A 26818-nucleotide genomic window follows, 5' to 3' on the forward strand; every position below is an offset into this window, starting at 1 on the left:
GGCTAGAACAGCCGGGACTGGACGTCGGTGATCAGCAGGATCAGGAACAGGACCGACGAGATGCCCAGGACGCCGTTGGAGAGCCAGCCGTTGCGGCCCTCCTTCGGTACCAGCTTCGTGTTCAGCAGCAGGAGCAGGGTGACCGCCAGGAACGGCATGAAGAACGAGCCCAGCACGCCGTAGACCAGGGTCAGCGCGAACGGCCGGTCCAGGAACAACAGTGCCATCGGCGGGATCGTCAGCCAGAGCAGGTACCCACGGAACGCCCAGGAGCGTTCGGCCGCCGCCGCCTCGTAGGCACCGGGGCGCCCCGGGCCCGCTCCGCGCTCGTCGTCCCCGGCCGGATCCTCGCCCGGCACCACGACGGTGGGGCCGTCCGCGGCGGTGCCGATCGCTGCGGCCTTCCCGTGCGGGAGCCGGATCGCCCGCGTCCAGTCGGTGAACAGCAGCGAGACGCCGTTCCACACCCCGAGCAGCGACGTCACGGACGCCGACAGGAAGCCGATGAGGAAGAGGATCCGCACACCCTCGCCGTAGAGCTCACCCAGCCGGTCGCCGAGCACCAGCAGCCCGCGGTCGCTCTCGGTGATCTCGGTGCCGAGCAGGATGGTCGCGCCGATCACCAGCATCGCGATCACGAACAGCCCGGTCAGCACGTAGCCGACCGCGTTGTCGAGCCGCATCATCGACAGCCAGCGCGGTCCCTTCCAGCCCTTGGCGTAGAGCCAGTAGCCGTAGCTCGACATCGTGATCGTGCCGCCCACACCTCCGATGAGGCCGAGCACGTACACGGTCGAGCCCTCGGGCAGTCGCGGGACGAGGCCGGACGCCAGCGCACCGAGATCGGGACCGACCAGGACCGCGATCCCGATGACGGACACGAACATCACCGCCACGAGGACGGTCATGATCTTCTCGAACAGCGCGTAGCGCTGGAACCACACGAGCACCAGCCCGGCGAGACCGGCGATGATGCCCCACCAGCGCACGGACAGGCCGTCGAACAGCGCGTTCAGCGGCAGGCCCACCGCGGACATCGCGGTCGCGCCGTAGACGAAGCCCCACACCACGATGTAGACGCCGAAGAAGACGGTCGCCCAGCGCCCGAGCCGTCGCCAGCCGTCGAGCATCGTCGCGCCGGAGGCGAGGTGCCAGCGCCCGACGGCCTCGCCGAGGGCGAGCTTGACCAGCGTGCCGACGACCGCGGCCCACAGCAGGACGGTCCCGAAGCTGGCGCCGGCGACCATCGTGGCCACCAGGTCGCCGGCACCGACCCCGGTCGCGGCGGCGACGAGGCCCGGACCGATCGAGCGGATCTTCTTCGCGCCGGTCGGCGGTTCGAGGAAGTCGGTCTGCGGACCGGGGGAGGCCATCGTCACACTCCGAATCGCGACGCCGGGGTCGGAACGGCCGGGGTCGGCCGACCGGGTGCACGCTAGGCCAGCCGGGGGCGTCATTCCAGCGCGATCGGGTCACGACTGTCCGGTTCGTGCCGCTCGTGGCGGTGACGGTCACGTTCGGCGAGCGTTGCGCGGGGTCACCGCGCGGCTCACCATGGTGACGACCACCTGCCGATAGATTCTGCGCGGCGTCCGGGCACCCCGGCACGCCACGTACGCACGCACGGAGGGCGGCATGGCGAACATCGACGAGATCCGGGCCGGGATCGGGCGGGCCAACCAGCAGGCCACCGAGAGCCTGGGCGCCCTGCGCCACGCCCGGCAGGCCATCGAGGAGGCAGGCTCGGCCTTCTCCCAGAACATCTACGGCACCGCTCAGGGCGACGCCGACGACGCCCGCGCCCGGTTCGCCGCCGCCTCCGAGAAGATCGACGAGGTGGAGCAGGCCCTGCACGTCGCCATGCAGTCCGCCGACGACGTCGCCGCCCGGCTCTGAGGCCCGGCGCCCGCCCCGATGGCCCGCCGCCGCGAACGGATCCGGACCGCGTTCCAGAGCTTCCACTCCGCCGCCTCCGCCGCACTCGGTGCCGCCGAGGTCCGGCGGGACCGGGCGGCCGCGGCGCACGCGGAGGCGATGGCGGAGCTGTGGCTGCGGGAGACCGGGCACGACGCCGCCCAGCACGACCCGGGGCTCGCGCCGGTGCTGGCCAACCCGCGGCTCGCCGGCGTCGTCGCCCGGGTCGCGGAGGACCGCGCGCACGCCTTCGACGGCTGGCAGGACGACTCGCCGCAGGCGCTGTCGGGCATCGTCGCCGGGGCCGCACCCGGTGCCGCCGGTGACGACCCGTCCGAGTGGAAGGCCGTCGCGGGCCGCGCCGAGGCCGTCGACGGCGTGCCGGAGATGTGGGCGCTGGGCACCGGCTCGGTCGAGGGCGGCACCCCGTTCCGGGTCGCCGTCCCGCTGCTCGACGGCGCGCACCTGCAGGTCGTGTCGTCTCCGCGGACCCGTGAGCGGGCCGAGTCCATGGTCGAGCAGCTGGTCCTGCGGCTGCTGCGCCACTACCGGCCCGGCGTCGTCAACGTGCACGTGTGGGACGTCGGCCAGCTCGCCGGGGCGCTGCCCGGCCTCTACCCGCTGACCCGCACCGGCCTGCTGACGGTGCACGACCCCACCCGGCTGGAGTCGCTGCTGTCGCAGCTCGCCGACCGGATCCGCCGGGTGCAGACCCGGGTGCTCGCGGCGGGCTGCTCGTCGCTGGCCGAGCTGGCGGGCGAGACGGGCAAGCGCCCCGAGTCGTGGATGGTCGCGGTCCTGGTCGGCAACGGCCGGGAGCTGCCCGAGGCCGAGCTGCGCCAGCTGCAGCGGGTCGCCCGCGGCGGGATCGCGGCCGGGGTGGTGCTCGTGCTGCTCGACGTGCCGGTCGGGCTGCGCCGCCCGGTGGAGGCGGTCGACTTCGGCGACCCGCCCGGCACCGATCCCGACGACGTGTCGATCGCCGTCCCCGTCCGGACGTCGCTGACCGGCCCGCACGTGCTCGTCGAGCCGGACGCCCCGGTGCCCCCCGACGACGTCACGAAGATCTGTACGGCGATCGCGGCGGCGCACGAGGAGTGGCGCGGCCGGCTCGGCGCGTTCGCCGACCTGCTCCCGGCCGGCCCGGACCGCGGGCGGGACCGCTCGCACCAGGGGCTGGTCACCGAGATCGGCTTCTCCGACGGGATGCCGTCCGAGCTGGTCCTCGACGACCACTCGCCGCACGCCCTGGTCGGCGGGCCCAGCGGGTCGGGCAAGACGAACCTGCTGCTGGCCTGGATCTCCGGTCTGGCCGCCCGCTACGGCCCGGACGAGGTCGAGCTGTACCTGCTCGACTTCAAGGAGGGCGTCTCCTTCACCCAGTTCGCACCGGACCCGGACGGGCACCGGCCGGACCGGCTGCCGCAGGCCAGGCTGATCGGCGTCAACATCAACACCGACCGGGAGTTCGGGCTGGCGCTGCTGCGCCACCTCTCCGAGGTCATGCGGTCCCGGGCCGAGGCGGCGCGGCGTCACGGCGCGACGAAGCTCTCCGAGCTCCGCGACGAGCTCGCCGACCGCGGGATCACGGGCCCGGAGGCCCGGCTGCCTCGGATCGTCGCCGTCGTCGACGAGTTCCAGTTCCTGTTCACCGGGCGCGACGCGGTGAGCGCCGAGGCCACCGCGCTGCTCGAGGACGTCGCCCGGCGCGGCCGGTCGCAGGGCGTGCACCTGGTGCTGGCCAGCCAGGACATCTCCGGGATCGACGCCCTGTGGGGCCGGTCGGCGATCTTCGAGCAGTTCGTGCTGCGGATCGCACTGCCCCGCGCCCGGCGGATCCTGGCCCAGGACAACGAGGCCGCGCTGGAGATCCCCCGCTGGCACGCGGTGGTGAACCACGACTCCGGCGTCGAGCACGGCAACCGGGTGGTGCGGGTGCCCGAGGCCGGTGCGCCGCTGCTGCGCGAGGTGCAGCGCACCGCGTTCGAGACGTTCCCCGACGAGCCGGACCCGGTCGTCTTCGACGGGGCGCGCGCCCCCGCGCACGACGCGCTCGCCGCCCGGCTGCCCGACGACGGCGTCCCCTGCGCACTGGTCGGGCAGTTCGTCGACGTGCACGGCAGCCCCGCCGCGGCCGGGCTCGCCGACGGCCCGGGGCGCAACCTCGGGGTGATCGGGCCGGACGCGCGGGCCGCCGTCCCGCTGCTGTGCGCGGCGGTGGAGTCCTACCTCGCCGCCCTCCCCGGCGACGACGCCCGGGTCGTGCTCGTCCCGCTGGCCGCCGATGCGGGCCCGGCCGCGGACGAGCTCGCGGGCCGGCTCCGCGGCGACGTCGAGAAGGTCGCCGCGGACGGGTTCGCGGAGCGGGTGCGGTCGCTCGCGGCGACCGTCCGCGACCGGACCGGCGCCGGGGCAGGCCACCCGCCGCTGGCTGTGGTGCTCTTCGGCGCGGACGTCGCCGAGGCGATGCTGGACCGGACCGGGACCGAGGACCTGCGGGCCGTACTGCGGCACGGGCCCGGGGTCGGCGTGCACGTGCTGGGCTGGTGGCAGGGCGCGCAGCGGCTGAAGACGCTCCTCGCGCCGCCCGGGGCCGCGATCGACGATCTCGGTGCGTGGGTGGCGACGGGCGTGCAGGGCGCCGACCTGGTCCCGCTGCTCGGCGGGCAGCCGTTGGACTGGATGCCGTCGCCGGGGCGGGCGCTGTTCCTCGACCGGGCCCGGCACTCGCGCCCGCAGCTGGTGATCCTGACCGACCGTGGAGGTGGCGGATGAGCGCTCCGGAGCGCTACCGCGAGGTGGTGTCCCGGCTGGCCGGGGCGGTCGTCGACCTGCGGGAGCGGGACGCGGAACGGGCCGCCGAGCTGCGCCGCGAGCTGCGCGGCACCGAACGGGAGCTGCGCGCGGCCGCCGACACCCTGACCCTCGCCCGCGGGATGTACGAGCTGCGCTGGGAGGCGGCCCTGCAGGTGCTGTGGTCGGCGGAGGAGCCGGGCAAGCCCCGGCCGCGGGCGGACCACCGCGCCGACCCGGCCCGGCACGCCGAGCTCGAGCTCGAGGCCGACGAAGCGCTCGGGGCGCTCCGCGCGTCGGGTGACCGGCGCCTGTTCCGGCTGCGGCGCGCCACGGACTGAGTCCGGGCGCGCCGCGGGGTGGTCTCCTGCGCGGTCAGCCGACCGGGACGACGCCGAGCACCAGCGCGGTCGCCAGCATCACCAGCGAGCAGACCGCCGCCCGCCAGATCACCTTCCGGTGGTGGTCGGCGAGGTTCACCTTCGCCAGCGACACGAGCAGCAGCAGTGCCGGGACCAGCGGGCTCGTCATGTGCACCGGCTGGCCGATGATCGACGCGCGGGCCATCTCCACCGGCTCGATGCCGTAGTGCCCGGCGGCCTCGGTGAGGATCGGCAGGATGCCGAAGTAGAACGCGTCGTTGGTGAGGAAGAACGTCAGCGGCATGCTCAGCACCCCGGTGATCACCGCGAACCAGCTGCCGATCGACGGCGGCACCGCCGCGACGATCCCGTTCGCCATCGCCGTCACCATGCCGGTGCCGGACAGCACTCCGACCAGCACGGCCGCCGCGAACACCATCGCGACGACGGCGACGATCGACGCGGAGTGCGACGTCACGGCCTTGAGCTGGTCCTCGGGCCTCGGGAAGTTGACGACCAGCGCGATCGCGGTGGCCACGACGAACACCAGCGCCAGCGGCAGCACGTCCATGCCCAGCAGGACCAGGAGCGCGACCGTCAGGGCGAGGTTGAACCAGATCAGCTTCGGGCGCAGGGTCGGCCGGTCCGGGTCGAGGATGTCGCCCGTGCCGCCGGTCGCGTCACCGCCGGTCGCGCCGTCGCCGGTCGCACCGTCACCGGACGCCGGGCGCGCGGTTCCCGTGCCACCGCCGACACCCGCGAGCGCCGGCTCCCGCGCGGGGGTCATGGTCTCGGCCACGACGTCCAGCGTGCGGCCCGACGCCAGCAGCCGCTTGCGCTCCGAGCGGCCCAGGAACCAGGCGAGCACGAGCACGGTGAGGATGCCCAGGACCATGCCCGGCACCATCGGGTTGAACAGCTCCGAGGGCGAGACGCCCAGCACCGTCGCGGCGCGGACGGTCGGACCACCCCAGGGCAGGATGTTGAGCACGCCGTTCGCCAGGTTCGCGACGACCGTCAGCACGACCGGGCTCAGGCCGAGCCGCAGGTAGATCGGCAGCAACGCCGAGACGGTGATGATGAACGTCGTCGAACCGTCGCCGTCGAGCGAGACGACACCCGCCAGCACCGCGGTGAGCACGACCAGCCGGACGGGGTCGTTGTTCACCGTGCGCAGCACGAACCGGATGAGCGGGTCGAACAGCCCGACGTCGATCATCGTGCCGAAGAAGATGATCGCGAAGAACAGCAGCACGGCGGTCGGTGCGAAGTCCGAGATCGCCGTCATGATCGAGTCGACGACGCCCTCGTCACCTGCTTCGGCGACTCCGGTGCCGACGGTGACCAGCGCGAACGTCAGCGGGACCAGTACCAGTGCCAGGATCGGCGCGAGCCGCTTGGACAGGATCAGGTACATGAAGACCGCGATCATCGCGGACCCGAGAACGATGAGCATCGACGCTCCTCCTCCTGTGGTGGCAGAGAGGAACGCTAGGTTCGACGACGGCCGGGGCCACGCTTGCGGACACAGCTCTCGTAGTGGTCCTTGTGGTCCCGCTGCCCTACACCGTCGCGGCCCGCGTCCGCAGGCCCGCGAGGAGAAGGTCCAGGTAGTCCTCCGCGCGGGCGGAGGGATCCACGGGGTCGAGCCGGGCGGCGTAGGCCACCCCGCACAGCAGTCGCTGGACGTCCATGGCGGTGGTCCCGGCCGGCGTCGCACCCTCGCGCACCGCCCGGGCCAGCACGCGATCGGCGAGGAGCAGCACGCGGGCCTTGCGCCCGCTCGTCTCTTCCCGCTCGTCGTCGGTCGTGGCGAACACCTCGGCGAACCCCGTCACCCCCAGCTGCCGCACCAGCACGGCGCGGGCGAGCCGGGCCAGGCCCGTCGCGGCGTCCGGCTCCCCGGCGGCGGCCTCCGCCTCGGCGACCAGCTCGTCCAGCCGGCCGTCCATGAGGGCCTCCAGCAGGGCCCGCCGGGTCGGGAAGTGGCGGTAGACCGTGGCGACCCCCAGGCCGGCCTGCTTGGCGACGTCGTTGAGGGCGAGGGTGTCGTCGCCGGACGCCAGCAGCAGGCGTCCGGTGTCCAGGGCGCGGTCGCGGTTGCGGGCGGCGTCGGCGCGGGGCACCCCGTCATCGTAGCGGATGACTCATCCACTTCTGCTACTGTCGGAACCGGATGACTTATCCGTTCAGCTTCGGGAAGAGGACTCACATGAACGACCAGCAGGGACGCACCGTCGTGGTCACCGGGGCGGGCTCCGGGTTCGGCGCGGCCGCCACGCGCGTGCTCGCCGGGCGGGGCGCCCACGTGGTGATGGCGGCGCGGGACACGGCCAAGGCCACCAGGGTCCGGGACGAGATCGTCGCCGAGCAGCCCGGCGCCCGGCTCACCGTCCGGGCGCTGGACCTGTTCGACCCGGCGTCTGTGCGCGCGTTCGCCGAGGCCACCGACGAGGTCGACGTCCTGCTCGCCAACGCGGGGCTGGGGTCGATGCAGCGCGTCGTCGGGCCGCTGGGGGTGGAGCGCGGGTTCGCCACCAACCACCTGGGGCACTTCGCGCTCGCCGCCCTGCTGTTCCCGCGGATGGAACGGGCGGCGGCACCGCGCGTGGTCACCGTCTCGTCCAGCCTCTACCGTCGGGGCCGGATCCCGGAGGACCTCACCTACCGTGGGCGGGCGGCGATGCTGCGCTCCTACAACGACTCGAAGCTGGCCAACGCCCTGTTCGCCGTCGAGCTCGGCCGCCGCACGGCCGCCGCGGGATCACCGGTCGCCAGCGTGCTGGTGCATCCCGGCATGGCGAGCACGCCGATGCAGGACGGCCATCCGGCGCCGGTCCGCGCGGTCCTCGGGCTGCTCACGCGGTGGGTCGGCAACTCCGTCGACGCGGGCGCGGCGGCGCTGGTGGAGGGTGTGGTGGGCCGCGTGCCCGCCGCGGGCATCATCGGCCCCGACCGGCACGGCGGCCGCCCCGAGGTGCGGGCCCTGCGCGCGCCCGCCGACGACGTCGAGCTCGCCCGCAGGCTGTGGGAGCGGTCCGAGGAGCTCACCGGCGTCCCGTTCCCCGTCCGCGCCCCCGCGGTCTGATCACGTCCCCGGGCCGGACCGGGGTCAGTCGTCGTCGGCGTCGTCGCGCGCGAGGAAGCTCGACAGGCGCTCGACGGCCGTCTCGAACTGCGGGTTCAGGTCGACGAAGGCCCGCAGCCGGTCGGCGAGCCACTCGACGCTGACCTGCTCGTCGCCACGCCGGTCGACGAGCTCCTCGATGCCGCGGTCGGTGAAGTACACAGGGCACAGGCTAGTCACGGGGGTGCCGATGGGTTCGGGTGTGGTGGTCGGACCGCCGCTGGTGATCGCGCTGCTCGCGCTCGTGGCGCTGGCCGCGGCCGCCGCGACGATCGGGGGTACCGGGACGGCGTGGTCGTCGGCGACCGCGGTGGCCCGTGCCGTCGCGCAGCTCGCGCTGGTCGCCCTGGTGCTGCTCGCCCTGGTCCGGACGTGGTGGGGGACGGCCGCGTTCGTCCTGCTGATGGTCGTCGTCGCGGCCTGGACGTCGGGCCGGCGGATCACCGGGGCTCGCGGGTGGGGGGTGGCCGGGACGGCGATCGTCGCCGGTGTGACGCCGGTGCTGGTCGTCGTGCTGACCAGCGGGGCGGTGCCCTTCACCGGGATCGCCGTCGTCCCGGTCGCCGGGATCGTGATCGGCGGGGCGATGACGGCGACGTCGCTGGCGGGCCGCCCGGCGCTCGACGAGCTGGGGACCCGCCAGGGCGAGCACGAGGCGGCACTGGCCCTCGGCCTGCTCCCGCGGGACGCGGCGCTGCTCGTCGTCCGGCCGTCGGCGGGACGGGCACTCGTGCCCGCGCTGGACCAGACCCGCACGGTCGGGCTGGTGACGCTGCCCGGCGCGTTCGTCGGGGTTCTGCTGGGCAGCGGTGATCCGGTGCAGGCCGCGGCCGCCCAGCTCCTGGTGCTGGCGGGCCTGCTGGCGGCCGAGACGATCGCGGCGACGGTCGTCGTGGAGCTGGTGGCCCGAGGACGCCTGCACCGCCCCTGACACGCACCGCACCACGCCGCCCGGACCGATCGTGCGCGACCGAACCCCGTCGAGATGCGGCCCAGCGTCGTCCCGTGATCGACGATTCGCGCTGAGCTGCATCTCGGCGCGGGGCGGGACCGGCGGGTGCGGGAAGCCCGGAACGACGGAACGGCCGGGCGCGGAGGACCCGCGCCCGGCCGTCCGGGACTGCTCAGGCGATCAGGACTTCGCGAACGCCTTGTCGATCAGCTCGGCCTGCTCGACCTCGTGCACCTTCGACGAGCCCGCGGCCGGGGCCGCCATCCGCCGCCGGGACACCCGGGTGAAGCGGCCCTGCAGCTGCGGGAGCTTCTGGGGCAGCTCCAGACCGTAGTACGGCCACGAGCCCTGGTTGGCGGGCTCCTCCTGGACCCAGCGCACGCTCTGCGCGTCCGGGTACCGCTCGAGGATCTCGGCGATCTGCTCGGTCGGCATCGGGTAGAGCTGCTCGACGCGGACCAGCGCGGTGCCGTCGACCGAGGTGTCGCCGTTCTTGCGGCGCTTCTCCTTCGCCGCGGCGAGCTCCCAGTAGATCTTGCCGCTGCAGAACAGCACCCGGTCGACGCCCGACACCGGGCCCGTCGTGGCCCGGTGCTCCGGGTCGTCGATCACCGGGCGGAACCGGCCCTCGGTGAAGTCCGACAGCGGGCTGACGACCTGCTTGGCCCGCAGCATCCACTTCGGCGTGAAGACCACCAGCGGCCGGCGCACCCCGTCGAGGGTGTGCTGGCGCAGGAGGTGGAAGTAGTTCGCCGGCTCGGAGGGCAGCGCGACCGTCATCGAGCCCTCGGCGCACAGCTGCAGGAACCGCTCGATGCGGCCCGAGCTGTGGTCGGGGCCCTGGCCCTCGAGGCCGTGCGGCAGCAGCAGTGCGACGTCCGACAGCTGGCCCCACTTCGCCTCACCGGACGAGATGAACTCGTCGATGATCGACTGGGCGCCGTTGACGAAGTCGCCGAACTGGCCCTCCCACATCACCAGCGCGTCCGAGTTGGCCACCGAGTAGCCGTACTCGAACCCGACGGCGGCGAACTCGGAGAGCGCCGAGTCGTAGGGCAGGAAGCGGCCCTGGCCCTCGGCGAGGTTGCGCAGCGGGAAGTACTCGGCACCGGTCTTGCGGTCGATCAGCACCGAGTGGCGCTGCACGAAGGTGCCGCGCCGCGAGTCCTGGCCGGACAGCCGGACCAGCCGGCCGTCGATCGCCAGCGAGCCCATGGCGAGCAGCTCGGCGAACGCCCAGTCCACGTTGCCCTCGCGGGACATGGTGTAGCGCTTCTTGAGCACCGGCTCGACCCGCTTGTGCACGGCGAAGCCCTCGGGCAGCGTCTCGTGGACGTCGCCGATCCGGTGGACGATCTCCAGCGGGATCGAGGTGTCCAGGTCGGACGGGACCTGCTGCTCCTGCTCGATCGACGGCGAGATCACCGGCGGGGTCTTCTCGAGCTCGCGCACCTCGTTGAAGACGTGCTCCAGCTGGTTGGAGAAGTCCTTGAGGGCCTGCTCGGCCTCCTCCATCGTGATGTCGCCCCGGCCGATCAGCGACTCGGTGTAGATCTTCCGGACGCTGCGCTTGGCGTCGATCACGTCGTACATCGACGGCTGGGTCATCGAGGGGTCGTCGCCCTCGTTGTGGCCCCGGCGCCGGTAGCAGATCATGTCGATCACGACGTCGTTGTTCCAGCGCTCGCGGTACTCGACCGCCAGCTTGGCGACCCAGACGCAGGCCTCCGGGTCGTCGCCGTTCACGTGGAAGACCGGCGCGCCGATCATCTTCGCGACGTCGGTGCAGTACTGCGAGGAGCGCGAGTGCTCCGGCGCGGTGGTGAAGCCGACCTGGTTGTTGACGACGACGTGCACGGTGCCGCCGGTGCGGTAGCCGCGCAGCAGCGCCAGGTTCAGCGTCTCGGCCACGACGCCCTGGCCGGCGAACGCGGCGTCGCCGTGCATGAGGACGGGCAGCACGGTGAAGCCGCCGTCGCCCTTGTCGAGCAGGTCCTGCTTGGCGCGGACGATGCCTTCGAGCACCGGGTCCACGGCCTCCAGGTGCGAGGGGTTCGCGGTCAGCGAGACGGTGGTCTCGCCGTCGCCGAACATCCGGAAGTACTTGCCCTCGGCGCCCAGGTGGTACTTGACGTCCCCGGAGCCGTGCGCCTGGCCCGGGTCGAGGTTGCCCTCGAACTCGCGGAAGATCTGGCTGATCGGCTTGCCGACGATGTTGGCCAGCACGTTCAGCCGGCCGCGGTGCGGCATGCCGACGACGACCTCGTCGAGCTCGCGCTCGGCGGCCTTGTCCAGCACGGCGTCGAGCAGCGGGATGACGGTCTCGCCGCCCTCCAGCGAGAAGCGCTTCTGCCCGACGTACTTGGTCTGCAGGAACGTCTCGAACGCCTCGGCGGCGTTCAGCCGCGAGAGGATGTACTTCTGCTCGCTCTGGTCCGGCTTCTGGTGCGGGACCTCGATCCGCTCCTCGAGCCACTTGCGCTGCTCGGGGTCGGCGATGTGCATGTACTCGGTGCCGATGGTCCGGCAGTACGACGCGCGCAGCAGGCCGAGCACGTCGCGCAGCTTCATGTGGCTCTGGCCGCCGAACCCGCCGACCGCGAAGTCGCGGTCGAGGTCCCAGAGGGTCAGCCCGTGGGACAGGACGTCGAGGTCCGGGTGCCGGCGCTGGCGGTAGTTCAGCGGGTCCGTGTCGGCCATCAGGTGGCCACGGGTCCGGTAGGACTCGATCAGCTCGAGGACGCGGGCGGTCTTGTCGACCTCGCCCTCGGGGAAGTCCTGCACCCAGCGGATCGGCTCGTAGGGCACCCGCAGGGAGGCGAAGACGTCGTCGTAGAAGTTGTTCTCGCCCAGCAGCAGGTGGTGCACCCGGCGCAGGAAGTCGCCGGACTCGGCGCCCTGGATGATCCGGTGGTCGTAGGTCGACGTCAGCGTGATGATCTTGCTGATGCCGAGCTCGGCCATCCGCTCCTCGGACGCGCCCTGGAACGCGGCCGGGTACTCCATCGCGCCCACACCGATGATCGCGCCCTGGCCGACCGTCAGCCGCGGCACCGAGTGGTTGGTGCCCAGGGTGCCCGGGTTGGTCAGGCTGATCGTGGTGCCGGAGAAGTCCTCGGCGGTGAGCTTGCCGTCACGGGCCTTGCGGACCATGCCCTCGTACGCCGCCCAGAACTGGGCGAACGACATGTTCTCGCAGCCCTTGATCGACACGACGATCAGCGAGCGGCTGCCGTCCTTGCCCGGCATGTCCATGGCCAGGCCGAGGTTGACGTGCTCGGGGGTGGCGACCGCGGCCTTGCCGTCGGTCTCGGCGAAGTGCCGGTTCATGTTCGGGAAGTCGGCCAGCGCCTTGACCAGCGCGTAGCCGATCAGGTGCGTGAACGAGAGCTTCCCGCCGCGGGTCCGCTTCAGGTGGTTGTTGATGACGATGCGGTTGTCGGCCAGCAGCTTGGCCGGGACCGCACGGACACTCGTCGCGGTCGGCAGCTCCAGCGACGCGGTCATGTTCTTGGCGATGGCGTTCGCGGCACCGCGCAGCGGGGTGGTGGTCGCTCCACCCCCGTCCTGTGCCGGCCTGGCCGCCTTCGACGTGCTCCCGGCCGCCGGCTTCGCGGCGCCGTTCGTGGAGGGCGCGCTGCCGGTGCGGAGCTTCTCGTCGGCGGGCGGGGCCTCGGCCTTGGGCGTGACCGGCGGCGGGACGTCCCGCGAGGAGCCGGACGACCGTCCGCTCGCCCGGCCGCCGTTCCTGACGGCCTTCTGGGTCGGCGCCGACGAGGTGTCGGACCCCTCGTCGTCCTCGGTGGCCGATCCGCGGGTCACCCCGCCGGAGCTCGCCGACGGGGCGGACCCGTTGGCCGCGGATCCGGTGGCGCCGCCCGTGTCGGCCGTCTCACCGGACGCGGGGCGCTTCTCACCGTCCCCGCCGCCGTAGTCGGCGAAGAACTCGTGCCAGGCCGGGTCCACGGCCGACGGGTCCTCCTGGAAGCGCTGGTACATCTCCTCGACGAGCCACTCGTTGGGACCGAAGTCGCCCGCCGGATGGGAGGTACTGCTCGATGACACTCTGCGTCAACCGCCTTGTTCAGCTGCTCGATTTGTCGCGACCGGGTACCAGGTTAGTCCCCTCCGCACGAGCGGTGGCAGTGTGCCGGGTCCCATTCCGTGACCTTCCCGTGATCATCAGGGACCGGACCGGTACACGACACGATTCAGAAGCCGGGAGGTGACCCCAGGACGTCGACCACGGAGGTCTCGACGGTCGTCTCGGCGACGACGGTGCCGACCGGCGGGCCGACGCGGGCCGGGCGGCGGACGGTGTCGCGCTCGCCGGCGTACTGGCCGTCGACGGGGGAGACGAACAGCTCGGAGCGGACCGGGCCGTCGTCGTGCACGAGGGTCGGGTGGAGGTCGCCGTCGAGGTTCGCGGCCTCGCCGAGCTCGACCGCGGGCAGCAGGCGCAACGCGGTGTAGAGCACGGCCCGCTGCGCGGCCGGGACGCGGCAGGTGCGCAGCGCGTCGACCGCGCTCTGGAACGGGCCGGTGTAGCCGCGGCCGGGCGGGCTCTCCTCGATCAGCCGCTGCAGCATCGCCTCGGGCTCGACCGGCAGTGTGGCCAGGAACTGGGCCGTCGGGTTCGACCACGAGCCGGGCCGGGCGGCCGGCAGGTGGCCGTGCAGCTCGGCGTAGAAGTCGCCGTGCGGGGCGCGGAACCGGCCGGTCGGCCACTGGTCGGCGATCCGGAACCCCTCGTCGACGGCGCGGGCCCCGTCCCCGGACAGCCAGCGCACCTGCCCGGTCAGCTCGCGGTCGAGCAGCCAGTCCGCACCGGGGTCGACCGGCGTCCACTGCTGGAGGAGGTGCTCGGAGAAGTGCACGCAGACCTCGTCACCGGCGAACCAGGTGCCCATCCACCAGGCGTGCGTGGCCGTGTGCCGGTACTGCCCCGGGGAGATCGGCTCGTCGGAGGTCCGGATGGCCAGCTCCAGCAAGTCGGTGCTCCTCCTCGTCGTGCTCGGGGGGCTGCCCCGTGCGCGGTGACCGTGGACGACCTCACACATTCTGTACGCATCGGATACCGGCCGTGACGCGGCCCCCCGTCACTGGGCCGAACGGCGCAGTGACGGGCGGTGCCGGACGGACGTCTCACGCGACGGCCCGGCGGTCTCCCAGCCGGAACCCGCGGTAGCCGTCCCGGGCGACGTCGGCGCACGTGCCGGCGTAGCGGGCGAACCCGCCGGCGTAGGGCATGAACACGCTCGGCTTCCCGGGGACGTTCGCCCCCAGGTACCAGGAGGTGGCGGCGCGGGGCAGCAGCGTCGCGTCGGCCGCCTCCCGGTTGTGCTCCCCCCACGCCTGCTCGGCGCCGGGGTCGGCCTCGATCCGGTCGGCGCCGGTGGCGCGCAGGTGGGCCAGGCACCCGGCGATCCAGTCCACGTGCTGCTCGATCGAGCTCGGCATGTTGGTCAGCACCGACGGGCTGAACGGCCCGGTGATCGTGAACAGGTTGGGGAAGCCGGAGACCGCCAGGCCCAGGTAGGTCCGCGGGCCGTCCCGCCAGGCGCTGCGCAGCGACGTGCCGTCCGGGCCGGTCGGGTCGAGCCGCAGCAGCGGGCCGGTGAGCGCGTCGAAACCGGTGGCGAACACGATGTCGTCGAGCTCGTGCACGGCGCCCGAGCGCAGCCGCAGACCCTCCGGGACGACGGCCTCGACCGGGTCGGCCCGGACGTCGACGAGCGTCACGTCGTCGCGGTTGTACGTCTCGAAGTAGCCGGTGTCGATCGGCGGGCGCTTGGTGGCGAACCCGTGGTCGTGCGGCAGGAGCCGGGCCGCGGTCTCCGGGTCGCGCACGATCTCCCGGATCCGGTCCCGCACGAACTCCGATGCGGTCTCGTTCGCCTCCTCGTCGGCGAGCAGGTCGCGGTAGCTGGCCCGGAAGCGCAGGCCGCCGCGTTCCCACGCGGCCCGGTAGACGCCGTCCCGCTCGGCCGCGTCCACCTCCAGGGCCGACTGCGGGTTGACGACGAACGGGTGCCCGTTCGCCGAGGCGGCCTGCACCGCGCGGATGTCCGCGTAGTCCGCCTTGTAGGAGCGCGACTCGGCCTCGGACAGGGGGCCGTTGCGAGCCGGGACCGAGTAGTTCGGGGTGCGCTGCAGGACGGTCAGGTGCGCCGCCTCCCGCGCCAGCACCGGGATCGCCTGGATCCCGGTCGACCCGGTGCCGACGACGCCGACCCGCCGCCCCGTCACGTCGACGCCCTCGTGCGGCCACCGCCCGGTGTGGAACCAGCGCCCGGCGAACGTCTCCAGCCCCGGCAGGTCCGGGACGTTCGCCGCGGACAGGCAGCCGACCGCGGTGACCAGGAACCGGCAGTGCAGGTCGGTGCCCTCCTGCACCGAGACGGTCCAGCCGCGCCCGTCGGCGTCCGCGCGGGCGCCGGTGACCGTCGTCGAGAACCGGATGTCGCGGCGCAGGTCGAACCGGTCCGCGACGTGGTCGAGGTAGGCCTTGATCTCCGGCTGCCGCGGGTACCGCTCGGTCCAGGTCCATTCCTGCTCGAGCTCGCGGTCGAACGAGTAGCAGTAGTAGTAGCTCTCCGAGTCGCACCGCGCCCCCGGGTACCGGTTCCAGTACCAGGTCCCGCCGACGCCGCCGGCCTGCTCCAGCACGACGGCGGACATCCCCAGCCCGCGCAGGCGGTGCAGCATGTAGAGCCCGGCGAAGCCGGCCCCGATCACGACCACGTCGAAATCGCGGTCCCCGACGTCGGTGTCGACCATGGGATCCAGACCAGCACGCCCGCGTGGGGCGGGGCAAGACCGCTCAGGAGATCCAGGTCTTGAGCTTCTCGAACATCCCGTTGACGTCGGAGGTCATCGGGTTCACGTGCAGGTGGGTGATCCCGTTCTCGCGCAGCGCCGCGATCCGCTCGCGGACGTGACCCTCCGGCCCGATCAGCGCGACCTTGTCGATGAAGTCGTCCGGGAGGGCGGCCATGGCCTCCTCCTTCTTCCCGTCCAGGTAGAGGTCCTGCACGACCTTCGCCGCGTCGGCGTAGCCCTGCTTCGCGAAGACGGTGTTGTAGAAGTTCTTCCCCCGCGCGCCCATGCCGCCGATGTAGAGCGCGTACAGGCCGCGGGCCGCCTGGCGGGCCGGCTCGAACATCTCCTCCTCGAGCGCGCAGATGCCACCACCGGTGATCTGCAGCGGACCCAGCTCGGGGGCGCGCTTCGCGAAGCCCGCCTCCAGCGACGGCCCGAACACCTCCTGGATCTTCTCCGGCAGCACGACGTGCGGCAGCCAGCCGTTCGCGAGCTCGGCCGTCATCTGGAGGTTCTTCTCGCCCAGGGCGGCCACCCAGATCGGGATGTCCGACCGCTGAGGGTGGTTGATGATCTTCAGCGGCTTGCCGAGGCCGGTGCCGCCGGGCAGCGGGATCGGGTAGAGGCCGTCGTTGGTCAGTTTCTCGTCGCGCTTCCACACCTTCCGGCAGATCTCGATGATCTCGCGGGTGCGGCCGACCGGCTTGTCGTAGGGCACCCCGTGGAAGCCCTCGATCACCTGCGGCCCGGACGCGCCGAGCCCCAGGCTGAACCGGCCGCCGGACAGCGCGTCCAGGCCGGCCGCCGTCATCGCGGTGAGGGTGGGGGTGCGCGAGTAGATCGGGAGGATGGCCGACCCGATCTCGAGCCGCTCGGTGCGGGCCGCGAGGTAGCCGAGCAGGGAGACCGCGTCGAAGCTGTACGCCTCGGCGGCCCAGACGACGTCCAGGCCGGCGCGTTCCATGTCGGTGACCGCGTCCGCGTTGCGGATCGGGTCGTCGCCGTAGGGGAGAACCGTGGAGAGCTTCACCCTCCGGTGAGTAGTCGTAAGTTACTCGCGGGTCAAGTCCACGCGCGGCCGAACCCGACTCGCGATAGGGGGGTTAGCCGCACTGCCGGGCGGGTACGTCCGCCGGTCTCATGGAGGCATGACGCTCGAGGCAGCACCTCCCCGCTCCACCCCCGAGAAGCGGACGCCGCCGCCGGTGACCGAGGGGCAGCGCCCGCCCGGCGCGATGTTCCTGGTGGGGGTCTTCGTGATCCTCCCGACGCTCGCGCTGTTCACCGCGGTCCCGCTCGCGTGGGGCTGGGGGCTCGGCTGGGTCGACGTGGCGCTGTTCGCGGTCTTCTACCTGATCAGCGGTCTCGGCGTGACCGTCGGTTTCCACCGGTACTTCACGCACGGCTCGTTCAAGGCGAAGCGCCCGCTGCGGATCGCGCTGGCGGTCGCGGGCAGCATCGCCCTGCAGGGCAGCGTCCTGGACTGGGTCGGTGACCACCGCCGGCACCACGCGTTCTCCGACAAGGAGGGCGACCCGCACTCGCCGTGGCTCTACGGCACCGGCGCGAAGGCGCTGGTCAAGGGCTTCTGGCACTCGCACATGGGCTGGCTGTTCGACCGCGACCTGACCAACATGAAGCGGTTCGCGCCGGACCTCCTCGAGGACAAGGACATGATGCGGGTCGGCCGGGCCTTCCCGCTGATCGTCGTGATCAGCCTGCTCGGCCCGGCGCTGATCGGTGGCCTCGTCACGATGTCCTGGTGGGGTGCCTTCACCGCGTTCTTCTGGGCCGGTCTGGTCCGCGTCGCGGTCCTGCACCACGTCACCTGGTCGATCAACTCGATCTGCCACATCTGGGGCGAGCGTCCCTTCGCCTCCCGCGACAAGTCCGCCAACGTCTGGTGGCTGGCGGTGCTGTCCTTCGGCGAGTCGTGGCACAACCTGCACCACGCCGACCCGACCTGCGCCCGGCACGGCGTCAAGAAGGGCCAGATCGACATCTCGGCGCTGGTCATCCGCGGCTTCGAGAAGCTCGGCTGGGCGACCAACGTCCGCTGGCCCACCACCCGGCGGCTGGAGAAGCTGTCCGCCAAGAAGCAGGCCGCTGCCGCTGCCTGACCCCTCGCGTCGTCGTACGACCGGCCCCGCACCGATCCGGTGCGGGGCCTCGTCGTGTCCGGGGGACCCGTGGCTCAGCGGCGGGGCCTGCCGCGGCGGGCCGTCCGTCGTCGGGCGGTGGGTCGCTTCGCGGGGGTGTGAGCCGGGGCGTCCTCCCGGCGCGGGGTGCGGGAGCTGTTGACCGTGCGGCCCCGGACGATCCCGATGAACTGCTCCATCAGGTCGGAGGTCTCCGCGTCCGGCCAGGTCAGCACGACGCTCGACGCCGGGGCGCCGGCCAGCGGCCGGTAGGTGAGATCCCGGCGGTGGTGGAGCCGGGCCAGCGACTGCGGGACGACGAGCACGCCGACACCCGCGGCGACGAGCTCGACCGCCTCGGCGGTCGTGGCGGGGACGACGGTCGCCGCCGTCCCCGGCCCGTCGCCGTCCCAGCCGAGGGTCCCGTCCGCGGGATGCAGGACCACCTCGTCGGCCAGGTCCTCGACGGTGACCTCGTCGGCGGCGGTGACCACGTGGTCCTTCGGGACGACGACCACGGTGGCCTCGGTGTAGAGCGGGATCGCGTGCAGGCCGGTCCGGTCGATCGGCAGCCGGACGACACCGGCGTCCACCGCGCCCGACCGGACGGCGTCCTCCGCCTCGGCGGCGCCCACCGTGACCAGGTCCAGCGGGACGTCGGGCACGCGCTCGGCCCACATGCGGGCCCACTTGCCCGGTGTGGCGCCCGGGACGTAGCCGAGCCGGAAGGATGCGGGGGCGCCCGGGTCGGTCACCGGTCCAGGCTATCCGCCGGTGACGGGCCCGCCTGCCGGCCCTCGATACCCTTGCGGGATGACGCCGCAGAAGTCCAGCCAGACGATGAAGCCCGCGACGGCGGCGAAGAAGCTCGGTGTGTTCCTCGACGCGACCCCCGCCGAGTTCCGGGACGGTGAGATCTCGCGCGACGAGCTCAACGCCCTGCAGGCCGACCCGCCCGAGTGGCTGCGCGACCTCCGCCGGGACGGTCCGCACCCGCGCCCCGTCGTCGCGGACAGGCTCGGGGTGTCGATCTCCGGGCTGGCCCGCGCCGGTATCACCGAGCCGCTGACCACCGAGCAGATCGCGGCGGTGAAGGAGGAGCAGCCCGAGTGGCTGCGCCGCGAGCGCAACACCCGCGCGGAGGCCGACCGGGAGGCCGCGCGGCTGAAGGCCGAGCGGTCCGGGAACCGCCAGGGGAAGTAGCCGGCCGAACGAGGACCGGACCTGTCCGCGATGCCCGGCACGATGACGGGCATGACGACATACGTGCTGGTCCCGGGGTTCTGGCTGGGTGCGTGGGCGTGGGACGCGGTCGCGGCGGACCTGCGTGGCCGCGGCCACCACGTCGTGGCGGTCGAGCTCGGCCACGACCCGCAGGACACGGCCGAGTCCCACGTCGACGACGTCCTCGCCGCGCTCGCGGAACTCGGCGGGCCGGGCGTGCTCGTGGGGCACAGCGGTGGTGGCCCGGTCTGCGCCGCGGCCGCCGAGCGGGCCCGGGAACGGGTCGCGCACCTGGTGTTCGTCGACACCGGCCCGCTGCCCGACGGCATGGCGCAGATCGACTTCACCGAGCCGTTCGTGCAGGAGCGGACCCGGGCGACGATCGCCGGGCACGGTTCCGGGCAGCCGATGCCGTCCCGCTCGGAGTTCGACGAGCTCGGGACGAGCACCGAGGGCATCCCGGACGCGCTGTTCGACGACGTCCGCGCCCGGTCGCTGGTCGAACCCGCGGGGGCCGTGCTGACCGGCGTGAAGCGGGGGACATCCGACCCTGCGCTGCCGAAGACCGTCGTGGCCTGCAGCTTCACCCCGGACGACGTGCGCCCGCTGATCGAGGCGGGGGTGCCGGGCTTCGCCGAGATGGGCGGGCCGGAGTGGTCGTTCGCGGCGCTGCCGACCGGGCACTGGCCGATGCTCTCCGAGCCCGTGCGGCTCGCGGACCTCCTCGACGGCCTGCGGTAGCACCGGCGGTGGCCGGGACGGATCGCCCGGCGTGACCCGCGAGCCGGCCGGAGCACCCCACGAGTGGCACGCCGTCAACCCGGGCCCGATGCCGACGGGTGCATGGCGCGCCATTCGCCCGCACGGACCCGTCACAGCCCGACGATCCCGGACCCTCCCGGGAGCTGATCCGGGCACGCAGCATCCCCGCCGAGATGCGCACGAGCGCGAATTGTCGATCACCGGACGACGCTGGGCTGCATCTCGGCGGGGGCGGACCGGCGCGGGGCGGACCGGCGCGGGGCGGACCGGCGCGGGGCGGACCGGGGCGGGACCGGGGCGGGGCGGACCGGTGGGGCGGGCCCGGACACGACGACGCCCGGGCCGGTCGGAACCGGGCCCGGGCGTCGTGTGGAGCTACGCGACGATCAGATGTCGTAGCGGTCGGCCGTCATGACCTTGTCCCACGCGGCGACGAAGTCCTGGACGAACTTGTCGCCGGCGTCGGCGCTGGCGTAGACCTCGGCGACCGCGCGCAGCTCGGAGTTCGAGCCGAACACCAGGTCGGCACGGGTGCCGGTCCACACCTTCTGGCCGGTGGCGGTGTCGACGGCCTCGAAGGCGTCGTCGTCACCGGCGACGGACTTCCACTCGATCCCGGCCGAGAGCAGGGTCGTGAAGAAGTCGTTGGTCAGGGTGCCCGGCTTGTCGGTGAGCACGCCGGCGGTGTTGCCACCGGTGTTCGCGCCCAGCACCCGCAGGCCGCCGACCAGCACGGTCAGCTCCGGCGCCGTGACGCCGAGCAGGTTCGCGCGGTCCACGAGCTGGTACTCCGCCGGGAGGCGGTTCTCCTTGCCCAGGACGTTGCGGAACCCGTCGGTCGTCGGCTCCAGGTAGGAGAACGACTCGACGTCGGTCTGCTCCTGGGTCGCGTCGGTGCGGCCCGGGACGAACGGCACGGTGACGTCGTGCCCGGCGTCCTTGGCGGCCTTCTCGACACCCGCGGCGCCGGCGAGGACGACCAGGTCGGCGAAGGAGATCTTCTTGCCGCCGGACAGCGAGCCGTTGACGTCGGCCTGGATCGACTCCAGCTTCGAGATCACGGTGTTGAGCCGGGCCGGGTCGTTGACCTCCCAGCTGCGCTGCGGCTCCAGGCGGATGCGGCCGCCGTTGGCGCCGCCCCGCTTGTCCGAGGTGCGGAACGACGAGGCCGCGGCCCACGCCGTCGACACCAGCTCGGAGACCGACAGGCCCGACTCGAGCACCTTCGCCTTGATCGACGCGACGTCGTCGGCGGAGACGAGCTCGTGGTCCACGGCCGGGACCGGGTCCTGCCAGAGCAGCTCCTCCTGCGGGACCCAGGCGCCGATGTAGCGCTCACGCGGACCCATGTCGCGGTGGGTCAGCTTGTACCAGGCGCGGGCGAAGGCGTCCTCGAACTCCTGCGGGTTGTCCCGGAAGCGGAGCGAGATCTCCTTGTAGATCGGGTCGAACCGCAGGGAGAGGTCGGTGGTGAGCATCGTCGGCTTGCGCGCCGGGTAGCCCTCCTCCGGGTCCGGGATGATCGCCTCGGCGTCCTTGGCGACGTACTGCCAGGCGCCGGCCGGGGACTTCTCGACCTCCCACTCGTACTTGAAGAGGAAGTCGAAGAAGTCGTGGCTCCACCGGTTCGGGGTGCGGGTCCAGGTGACCTCCAGACCCGAGGTGATGGCGTCACGGCCCTTGCCGGAACCGAAGCTCTGCTTCCAGCCGAGACCCTGCTCGGTGATGTCGGCGCCCTCGGGCTCCGGACCGACGTTGCCGTTCTCGTCGGGGTTCGCCGCACCGTGGGTCTTGCCGAGGGTGTGGCCGCCGGCGATCAGCGCGACGGTCTCCTCGTCGTTCATCGCCATCCGGCCGAAGGTCTCGCGGATGTCGCGGGCCGCGGCGACCGGGTCGTGGTTGGCGTCCGGGCCCTCCGGGTTGACGTAGATCAGACCCATGTGGGAGGCGCCGAGCGGCTTCTCCAGCTCGCGGTGCGCGACGTCGGTGCTGCCGCCGTAGCGCGCCTCGTTGCCGAGCCAGGTCGTCTCGGCACCCCAGTAGACGTCCTCGTCCGGCTCCCAGACGTCGGCGCGGCCACCGGCGAAGCCGAAGGTCGTGAAGCCCGAGACCTCCAGCGCGCGGTTGCCCGCGAAGATCATCAGGTCGGCCCAGGAGACGGTGCGGCCGTACTTCTGCTTGACCGGCCACAGCAGACGGCGGGCCTTGTCCAGGTTGCCGTTGTCGGGCCAGCTGTTCAGGGGGGCGAAGCGCTGCATGCCGGCGCCGGCGCCGCCACGGCCGTCGAAGGTCCGGTAGGTGCCTGCTGAGTGCCAGGCCATCCGGATGAAGAACCCGGCGTAGCTGCCGTGGTCGGCGGGCCACCAGTCCTGCGAGGTGGTGATGACCGCGTCGACGTCGCGGGCCAGCTCGTCGAGGTCGACGGTCGCGAACGCGGCCGCGTAGTCGAACTCGCCGTGGAACGGGTCGGACGCGGGCTGGTGCTTGCGGAGGACCTTCAGGTTGAGCTGGTTCGGCCACCAGTCGATGTTGCCGCCACCCTCGGTGGGGTGCGGGATGCGGCCGTGGGCGACCGGGCAGCCCCCGTCCTCCTCCCTGTTCAGCTCGCCCTCGACGGTTACCTTCTCGTCAGACACGGGAAATCCTTCCGGGTTCTGTGGTGGTGGAGCAGTCGGGGCACCGTCCCCAGTAGACGACCTCGGCCTCGTCGATCACGAAGCCGCTGCTGTCGGAGGCGGTGAGGCAGGGCGCTGCGCCGACGGCGCAGTCGACGTCGGCGATGGCCCCGCAGGACCGGCAGACGACGTGGTGGTGGTTGTCCCCCACCCGTGCCTCGTAGCGGGCGACGGAGCCCGTCGGCTGGATGCGCCGCACGAGTCCCGCGCCGGTGAGGGCCTTCAGGACGTCGTAGACGGCCTGGTGGGACACCTCGCCGAGATCGTTCCGCACGGCCCGGATGATCGAGTCCGTGTCCGCGTGCGGATGATCGTGCACGGCGTGCAGAACGGCCACCCGAGGGCGCGTCACACGCAGCGCGGCCCCGCGCAGCATGCCCTCGTGGTCCGAATCGGTCGACACGGCTGCGAGCCTGCCGTCGTTTCTGGAACGAGTCAAGTTTCGGCGTGTCTCATTTTCAGACGGTGGAGCGCTCCCGGTCCGCCCAGTACGGCGCCCGCAGGTCCTTCTTGAGGATCTTGCCGGTCGGGTTGCGCGGCAGCTCCTCCAGGACGTCGACGGACTTCGGGACCTTGAACGACGCGAGGTGCGCGCGGGCGTGCGCGAGGAGGCCGTCGGCGTCGACCGTCGCGCCCGGCGCGGCGACCACGCAGGCCTTCGGCACCTCGCCCCAGCGCTCGTCGGGGACACCGATGACGGCGACGTCGCCGACCGTCGGGTGCTCCGCCAGGACGCGCTCGATCTCCGCCGGGTACACGTTCTCCCCACCGGACACGATCATGTCCTTGATCCGGTCGGTGACGTAGACGTAGCCGTCGGCGTCGACGTGCCCGCCGTCGCCGGACCGCAGCCAGCCGTCGGCCGTGACCGCCGACGCGGTGGCGTCCGGCTTGCGCCAGTACCCGCTCATCAGCTGGTCGGTCCGCACCCAGATCTCACCCGGCTCGCCGGTCGGGACCGGGTCGCCGGTCGCGGGGTCGCGCACCTCGATCTCCACGCCGGTGATCGGCTTCCCGGCCGAGACGAGCCGGTGGGCGACGGCCGGGTCGGTGTGGTCCTCCGGCCCGAGCGAGCTGACCACGCCGCAGGCCTCGGTCATGCCGTACACCTGGTGCAGCCGGGGCCCGAACAGCTCCAGGCTGGCGCGCATGACGGGCAGCGGCATCGGCGAGGCGCCGTAGGAGATGGCCCGCATCGACGAGTAGTCCCGGTCCGCCGCGCCGGGCACCTGGGTCATGGCGCCCATCAGCGCCGGCACCCAGAACGTGTGCGTGATCCGCTCCGCCGCGACCATGTCGAGCAGGGCGGCCGGGTCGGGCATCCGGGCCATCACGATCCGCGCGCCCTGCGCGAGCGCGACGAACGCGTAGCTGGTCCCGCCGACGTGGAACAGCGGCATCGCGACCTGCACGACGTCGGACGGGGTCAGCCCGAAGTCGGCGGTGACGTGGGCGGCGTGCGCGAGCATCGCGCCGTGGGTGAGCATCGCGCCCTTCGGGAAGCCCGTCGTGCCCGAGGTGTAGAGCTGCACGAAGCACTCGCCGGGCGCGGCGTCGTAGGGCTCGGGGTCGGGATCGCCCGCGGCGAGGAACGCCTCGTACTCGTCCGCCTCACCGCCCACCTGCAGCACCCGGCGCACCGAGCTCATCCGGTCCCGCAGCTGCGCGGCCGCCGCGGCGAACTCCGGCCCGACCAACAGCAGCCGCGCCTGGGCGTCGTCGATCACGTAGAGGATCTCCGGCGGGGCCAGCCGGAAGTTGACCACCGCGTTCGCCGCGCCGATCCGCGCGCAGGCCAGCGACAGCTCCAGGCAGGACGGGTGGTTGAGATCGAGGACGGCGACCCGGTCGCCGGGGCCGATCCCCTCCGCCCGGAGCGCGGACGCCAGCCTGCGCACCCGCTCGTCGAGCTCGGACCAGGTCCGGCGGACGTCGCCGAAGCGCAACGCCTCGTCGTCCGGGCGTCCGGCCGCGTGCGTGCGCAGCAGGGACGAGACGGTGCTGTTCGGATCGATCACGACGGGTGCTCCCGGACGGCTCGGCTCTGAGCATGTGACGCGGGTCATCCTGTCCGTTTCGTCGCGCTCCCGCCAGGGCCGGTCGGCCGTATGCGTCCCGCTCACGGCCCCGGTTCCCGGGTGGATCCGGTACTGGGTCAGGATGGCCGGGCACGCGGCACCCGGGAACGCCCGGGCACAGCCACGCGACCATGCGGGAGGCCCACGTGCAGGAGACTGCACCCGCCGAGCCCGGGCGGATCACCGTCGAGGGGCTGGGCAAGCGGTTCGGGCCGGTCGAGGCGGTGCGCGACCTGTCGTTCACCGTCGAGCCGGGCTCGGTGACCGGGTTCCTCGGCCCGAACGGGTCGGGCAAGACGACGACGCTGCGGATGATCCTCGGACTGGTCGTCCCGACGTCCGGCCGGGCACTGATCGACGACGTGCCGTTCGCCGAGCTGGAGTCGCCGGGGAAGGTCGTCGGCGCGGTCCTCGAGGTGCAGGGGGTGCACCCCAAGCGCACCGCGCGGGCCCACCTGCGGGCGGCCGCGGCCGCGATCGGTGTCGCCGACTCCCGGGTCGACGAGGTGCTCGGGCTGGTCGGCCTGGCCGCTGCCGCCGACCGTCCGGCCGGGGACTTCTCGCTCGGCATGAACCAGCGGCTCGCGCTGGCCGTGGCGCTGCTCGGTGATCCCCGGATACTCGTCCTGGACGAGCCCGGCAACGGCCTCGACCCGGACGGCATCGCCTGGCTGCGCTCGTTCGTGAACGCCTTCGCGGCGTCCGGGCGCAGCGTGATCGTGTCGTCGCACCAGCTCGCCGAGATGGAGCTGATGGCGCAGCGGCTGGTCGTCATCGACCGCGGCCGCTGCCGGTTCGACGGGGCCGTCTCCGAGCTGCGGGCCGGCCACGGCGCCCGGGTGCTCGTGCGGGCGGCGGACCCCGCGAGGCTGGCGGAGACGCTGGTCGCGGAGGGACTGACCGAGGTCGACAAGATCGACGACGGCTGGCTGGCCGTCGGCGGGACCGACGCGGTCCGGGTCGGCGACCTGGCGCTCACCGCCGGCGTCGCCGTGTACGGCATGACCGAGGAGCGGGTGGGTCTGGAGCAGATGTTCCTGCGCCTGCTCTCGGGTGGGGAGGCGGCATGAAGCTCGGCGCTCCGCACCGCTGGACCGCGGTGCTCTCCGGCGAGGTCCGGCGCACACTGTCGACGAGACTGTGGTGGCTGCTGCTGATCCCGGTGGTGCTGCTGGCGCTCGCGATGAGCCTGTTCGGCAGCCTGATCACGCTGCTCGTCCCGGCCGCGACCGACACCTCGGCGATCCTCATGCTCACCGGGCTGGCCTCGGCGCTGAGCATGACCGCGATCATCGGCGCGGCGTTCGGGGCGCTGCTCGCCGCGGGCGAGTACCGGCACCGGACGATCACGCTCGCGTTCCTCACCGGGTCACGGATACAGGTGCTCGGCGGGAAGGTCGTGGTGGCCGCCGTCGTCGCCGCGGCGTACGGGCTCGTGGTCGCGGTGCTCGGGCCGCTGCTCGGCGGCGCCGTGCTGGGCGGGCAGCAGCTGCCGACCTGGGGCCAGCTGGCCGGCCTGGGCGCGGTCGGCGTGCTGGTCTGTGCGCTGTGGGGCGTGCTCGGTGTCGCCGTCGGGACGCTGGTGCCGAACCAGCCCGGCGCGGTGTCGCTGACCGTGGGCTACCTGCTGATCGGCGAGAACGTGGTGTCCGCGGCCCTGCAGGCCGGGGGCTCGCCGTCCGGGGACCCGTCGGTGTTCGCCCGCATCACCCCGTTCCTCCCGGGCAACGCCGGCGATCTCGCGCTGTACGAGGCGCCGGTCTCGGCGGCCGGGACGGACGCGCGGACGGTGCTGGAGTTCCTCGCCGGGGTGAGCGCCCCGCCGCCGGGCTGGGTCGCACTGCTCGTCCTGGCCGCCTGGGCGGTCGCCGGGGTGGCGCTGGCGGTCGTCGTCGGCGGACGTCGCGACATCACCTGAGGGGCACCCGCCTCGCCGGGCGCGGGACTGTCGGGGGGCGGGCATAGCCTGAT

The 26818-nt window shown here is 72.9% G+C and carries 22 protein-coding genes; 10 read left to right on the forward strand and 12 right to left on the reverse strand.

Annotation, left to right across the window (positions count from 1 at the left end):
- Window positions 1-2: 2 nt before the first annotated feature.
- On the reverse strand, window positions 3-1373 hold the full coding sequence (locus tag PP1_RS21915) for an Nramp family divalent metal transporter (RefSeq protein WP_029239264.1): 1371 nt from the start codon (window positions 1371-1373) through the stop codon (window positions 3-5).
- Window positions 1374-1635: 262 nt separating this feature from the next.
- Between PP1_RS21915 and PP1_RS21920 the strand changes: the two genes are divergently transcribed.
- Genes PP1_RS21920 through PP1_RS21930 form a run of 3 tightly spaced genes read left to right on the forward strand, consistent with a single transcriptional unit; the run spans window position 1636 to window position 5048 of the window.
- Window positions 1636-1896, forward strand: a complete 261-nt coding sequence (locus tag PP1_RS21920; RefSeq protein WP_010225833.1) for a hypothetical protein — start codon at window positions 1636-1638, stop codon at window positions 1894-1896.
- 18 nt (window positions 1897-1914) lie between these two features.
- A complete protein-coding gene (locus PP1_RS21925) occupies window positions 1915-4689 on the forward strand; it encodes an FtsK/SpoIIIE domain-containing protein (protein ID WP_010225835.1) in 2775 nt (924 codons plus the stop codon).
- Complete coding sequence (locus PP1_RS21930; protein WP_010225837.1) at window positions 4686-5048, forward strand: hypothetical protein; 363 nt, start codon at window positions 4686-4688, stop codon at window positions 5046-5048. Before PP1_RS21925 ends, PP1_RS21930 begins: the two co-directional genes overlap by 4 nt.
- A 34-nt stretch (window positions 5049-5082) precedes the next feature.
- Here the strand turns inward: PP1_RS21930 and PP1_RS21935 are convergent, their stop codons facing one another.
- Window positions 5083-6525, reverse strand: a complete 1443-nt coding sequence (locus tag PP1_RS21935) for a CitMHS family transporter (protein WP_010225840.1) — start codon at window positions 6523-6525, stop codon at window positions 5083-5085.
- A gap of 106 nt (window positions 6526-6631) precedes the next feature.
- On the reverse strand, window positions 6632-7195 hold the full coding sequence (locus tag PP1_RS21940; RefSeq protein ID WP_010225842.1) for a TetR/AcrR family transcriptional regulator: 564 nt from the start codon (window positions 7193-7195) through the stop codon (window positions 6632-6634).
- A gap of 86 nt (window positions 7196-7281) precedes the next feature.
- Here PP1_RS21940 and PP1_RS21945 point away from each other — a divergent pair, with 86 nt between their 5' ends.
- Complete coding sequence (locus tag PP1_RS21945) at window positions 7282-8157, forward strand: SDR family NAD(P)-dependent oxidoreductase (RefSeq protein ID WP_010225844.1); 876 nt, start codon at window positions 7282-7284, stop codon at window positions 8155-8157.
- 24 nt (window positions 8158-8181) lie between these two features.
- On the opposite strand, the gene PP1_RS21950 is transcribed toward PP1_RS21945, so the two are convergent.
- Window positions 8182-8358, reverse strand: coding sequence for a DUF6104 family protein (locus PP1_RS21950; protein ID WP_010225846.1), 177 nt, complete (start codon window positions 8356-8358; stop codon window positions 8182-8184).
- Window positions 8359-8386: 28 nt separating this feature from the next.
- Here PP1_RS21950 and PP1_RS21955 point away from each other — a divergent pair, with 28 nt between their 5' ends.
- Window positions 8387-9127, forward strand: coding sequence for an ABC transporter permease (locus PP1_RS21955; RefSeq protein ID WP_029239265.1), 741 nt, complete (start codon window positions 8387-8389; stop codon window positions 9125-9127).
- A 201-nt stretch (window positions 9128-9328) separates the two neighbouring features.
- Here the strand turns inward: PP1_RS21955 and PP1_RS21960 are convergent, their stop codons facing one another.
- From PP1_RS21960 to PP1_RS21975, 4 genes are all read right to left on the reverse strand, one after another.
- Window positions 9329-13213, reverse strand: a complete 3885-nt coding sequence (locus PP1_RS21960; protein ID WP_010225848.1) for a multifunctional oxoglutarate decarboxylase/oxoglutarate dehydrogenase thiamine pyrophosphate-binding subunit/dihydrolipoyllysine-residue succinyltransferase subunit — start codon at window positions 13211-13213, stop codon at window positions 9329-9331.
- 146 nt (window positions 13214-13359) lie between these two features.
- Window positions 13360-14139, reverse strand: coding sequence for a hypothetical protein (locus PP1_RS21965; protein WP_010225849.1), 780 nt, complete (start codon window positions 14137-14139; stop codon window positions 13360-13362).
- 154 nt (window positions 14140-14293) lie between these two features.
- Window positions 14294-15928, reverse strand: a complete 1635-nt coding sequence (locus PP1_RS21970; RefSeq protein WP_010225852.1) for a flavin-containing monooxygenase — start codon at window positions 15926-15928, stop codon at window positions 14294-14296.
- A gap of 43 nt (window positions 15929-15971) precedes the next feature.
- A complete protein-coding gene (locus PP1_RS21975) occupies window positions 15972-17000 on the reverse strand; it encodes an LLM class F420-dependent oxidoreductase (protein ID WP_010225854.1) in 1029 nt (342 codons plus the stop codon).
- A gap of 118 nt (window positions 17001-17118) precedes the next feature.
- On the opposite strand from PP1_RS21975, the gene PP1_RS21980 reads away from it, so the two are divergent.
- Window positions 17119-18090 carry an acyl-CoA desaturase gene (locus PP1_RS21980; protein WP_029239266.1) on the forward strand — a complete coding sequence of 324 codons (972 nt, stop codon included), beginning with the start codon at window positions 17119-17121 and terminating at the stop codon, window positions 18088-18090.
- Between the two features lie 74 nt (window positions 18091-18164).
- On the opposite strand, the gene PP1_RS21985 is transcribed toward PP1_RS21980, so the two are convergent.
- Window positions 18165-18863 carry a LysR substrate-binding domain-containing protein gene (locus tag PP1_RS21985; protein WP_010225859.1) on the reverse strand — a complete coding sequence of 233 codons (699 nt, stop codon included), beginning with the start codon at window positions 18861-18863 and terminating at the stop codon, window positions 18165-18167.
- A 58-nt stretch (window positions 18864-18921) separates the two neighbouring features.
- Here PP1_RS21985 and PP1_RS21990 point away from each other — a divergent pair, with 58 nt between their 5' ends.
- Window positions 18922-19311: a DUF5997 family protein gene (locus tag PP1_RS21990; protein ID WP_010225861.1), complete on the forward strand. Its 390-nt coding sequence runs from the start codon at window positions 18922-18924 to the stop codon at window positions 19309-19311.
- A gap of 51 nt (window positions 19312-19362) precedes the next feature.
- Window positions 19363-20073 carry an alpha/beta hydrolase gene (locus PP1_RS21995; protein ID WP_029239267.1) on the forward strand — a complete coding sequence of 237 codons (711 nt, stop codon included), beginning with the start codon at window positions 19363-19365 and terminating at the stop codon, window positions 20071-20073.
- A gap of 407 nt (window positions 20074-20480) precedes the next feature.
- Here the strand turns inward: PP1_RS21995 and katG are convergent, their stop codons facing one another.
- From katG to PP1_RS22010, 3 genes are read right to left on the reverse strand one after another with little or no spacing between them, the layout of a single operon-like run.
- The gene (gene katG / locus PP1_RS22000) at window positions 20481-22730 is read right to left on the reverse strand and encodes a catalase/peroxidase HPI (RefSeq protein WP_010229536.1); all 2250 of its coding nucleotides are present in this window, start codon (window positions 22728-22730) and stop codon (window positions 20481-20483) included.
- Window positions 22723-23172 (reverse strand): Fur family transcriptional regulator, encoded by a 450-nt coding sequence (locus tag PP1_RS22005; protein WP_010229533.1) that lies wholly within the window; start codon window positions 23170-23172, stop codon window positions 22723-22725. The genes katG and PP1_RS22005 overlap by 8 nt, the downstream gene beginning before the upstream one ends.
- 55 nt (window positions 23173-23227) lie before the next feature.
- A complete protein-coding gene (locus tag PP1_RS22010) occupies window positions 23228-24787 on the reverse strand; it encodes a long-chain-fatty-acid--CoA ligase (RefSeq protein ID WP_010229531.1) in 1560 nt (519 codons plus the stop codon).
- A gap of 206 nt (window positions 24788-24993) precedes the next feature.
- Here PP1_RS22010 and PP1_RS22015 point away from each other — a divergent pair, with 206 nt between their 5' ends.
- Window positions 24994-25917 carry an ATP-binding cassette domain-containing protein gene (locus tag PP1_RS22015; protein ID WP_029239507.1) on the forward strand — a complete coding sequence of 308 codons (924 nt, stop codon included), beginning with the start codon at window positions 24994-24996 and terminating at the stop codon, window positions 25915-25917.
- Window positions 25914-26765, forward strand: coding sequence for an ABC transporter permease (locus tag PP1_RS22020; protein ID WP_010229528.1), 852 nt, complete (start codon window positions 25914-25916; stop codon window positions 26763-26765). Before PP1_RS22015 ends, PP1_RS22020 begins: the two co-directional genes overlap by 4 nt.
- Window positions 26766-26818 lie beyond the last annotated feature (53 nt).

It is taken from the genome of Pseudonocardia sp. P1, from assembly GCF_000178675.2.
In the GTDB taxonomy this organism is placed as follows: domain Bacteria; phylum Actinomycetota; class Actinomycetes; order Mycobacteriales; family Pseudonocardiaceae; genus Pseudonocardia.

Bases quoted from the DNA above. Each gene is read 5' to 3' on its own strand.
- PP1_RS21915 (WP_029239264.1), bottom strand. From the start codon at position 1,373: ATGGCCTCCCCCGGTCCGCAGACCGACTTCCTCGAACCGCCGACCGGC.
- PP1_RS21920 (WP_010225833.1), top strand. From the start codon at position 1,636: ATGGCGAACATCGACGAGATCCGGGCCGGGATCGGGCGGGCCAACCAG.
- PP1_RS21925 (WP_010225835.1), top strand. From the start codon at position 1,915: ATGGCCCGCCGCCGCGAACGGATCCGGACCGCGTTCCAGAGCTTCCAC.
- PP1_RS21930 (WP_010225837.1), top strand. From the start codon at position 4,686: ATGAGCGCTCCGGAGCGCTACCGCGAGGTGGTGTCCCGGCTGGCCGGG.
- PP1_RS21935 (WP_010225840.1), bottom strand. From the start codon at position 6,525: ATGCTCATCGTTCTCGGGTCCGCGATGATCGCGGTCTTCATGTACCTG.
- PP1_RS21945 (WP_010225844.1), top strand. From the start codon at position 7,282: ATGAACGACCAGCAGGGACGCACCGTCGTGGTCACCGGGGCGGGCTCC.
- PP1_RS21955 (WP_029239265.1), top strand. From the start codon at position 8,387: ATGGGTTCGGGTGTGGTGGTCGGACCGCCGCTGGTGATCGCGCTGCTC.
- PP1_RS21970 (WP_010225852.1), bottom strand. From the start codon at position 15,928: ATGGTCGACACCGACGTCGGGGACCGCGATTTCGACGTGGTCGTGATC.
- PP1_RS21980 (WP_029239266.1), top strand. From the start codon at position 17,119: ATGACGCTCGAGGCAGCACCTCCCCGCTCCACCCCCGAGAAGCGGACG.
- PP1_RS21990 (WP_010225861.1), top strand. From the start codon at position 18,922: ATGACGCCGCAGAAGTCCAGCCAGACGATGAAGCCCGCGACGGCGGCG.
- PP1_RS21995 (WP_029239267.1), top strand. From the start codon at position 19,363: ATGACGACATACGTGCTGGTCCCGGGGTTCTGGCTGGGTGCGTGGGCG.
- PP1_RS22020 (WP_010229528.1), top strand. From the start codon at position 25,914: ATGAAGCTCGGCGCTCCGCACCGCTGGACCGCGGTGCTCTCCGGCGAG.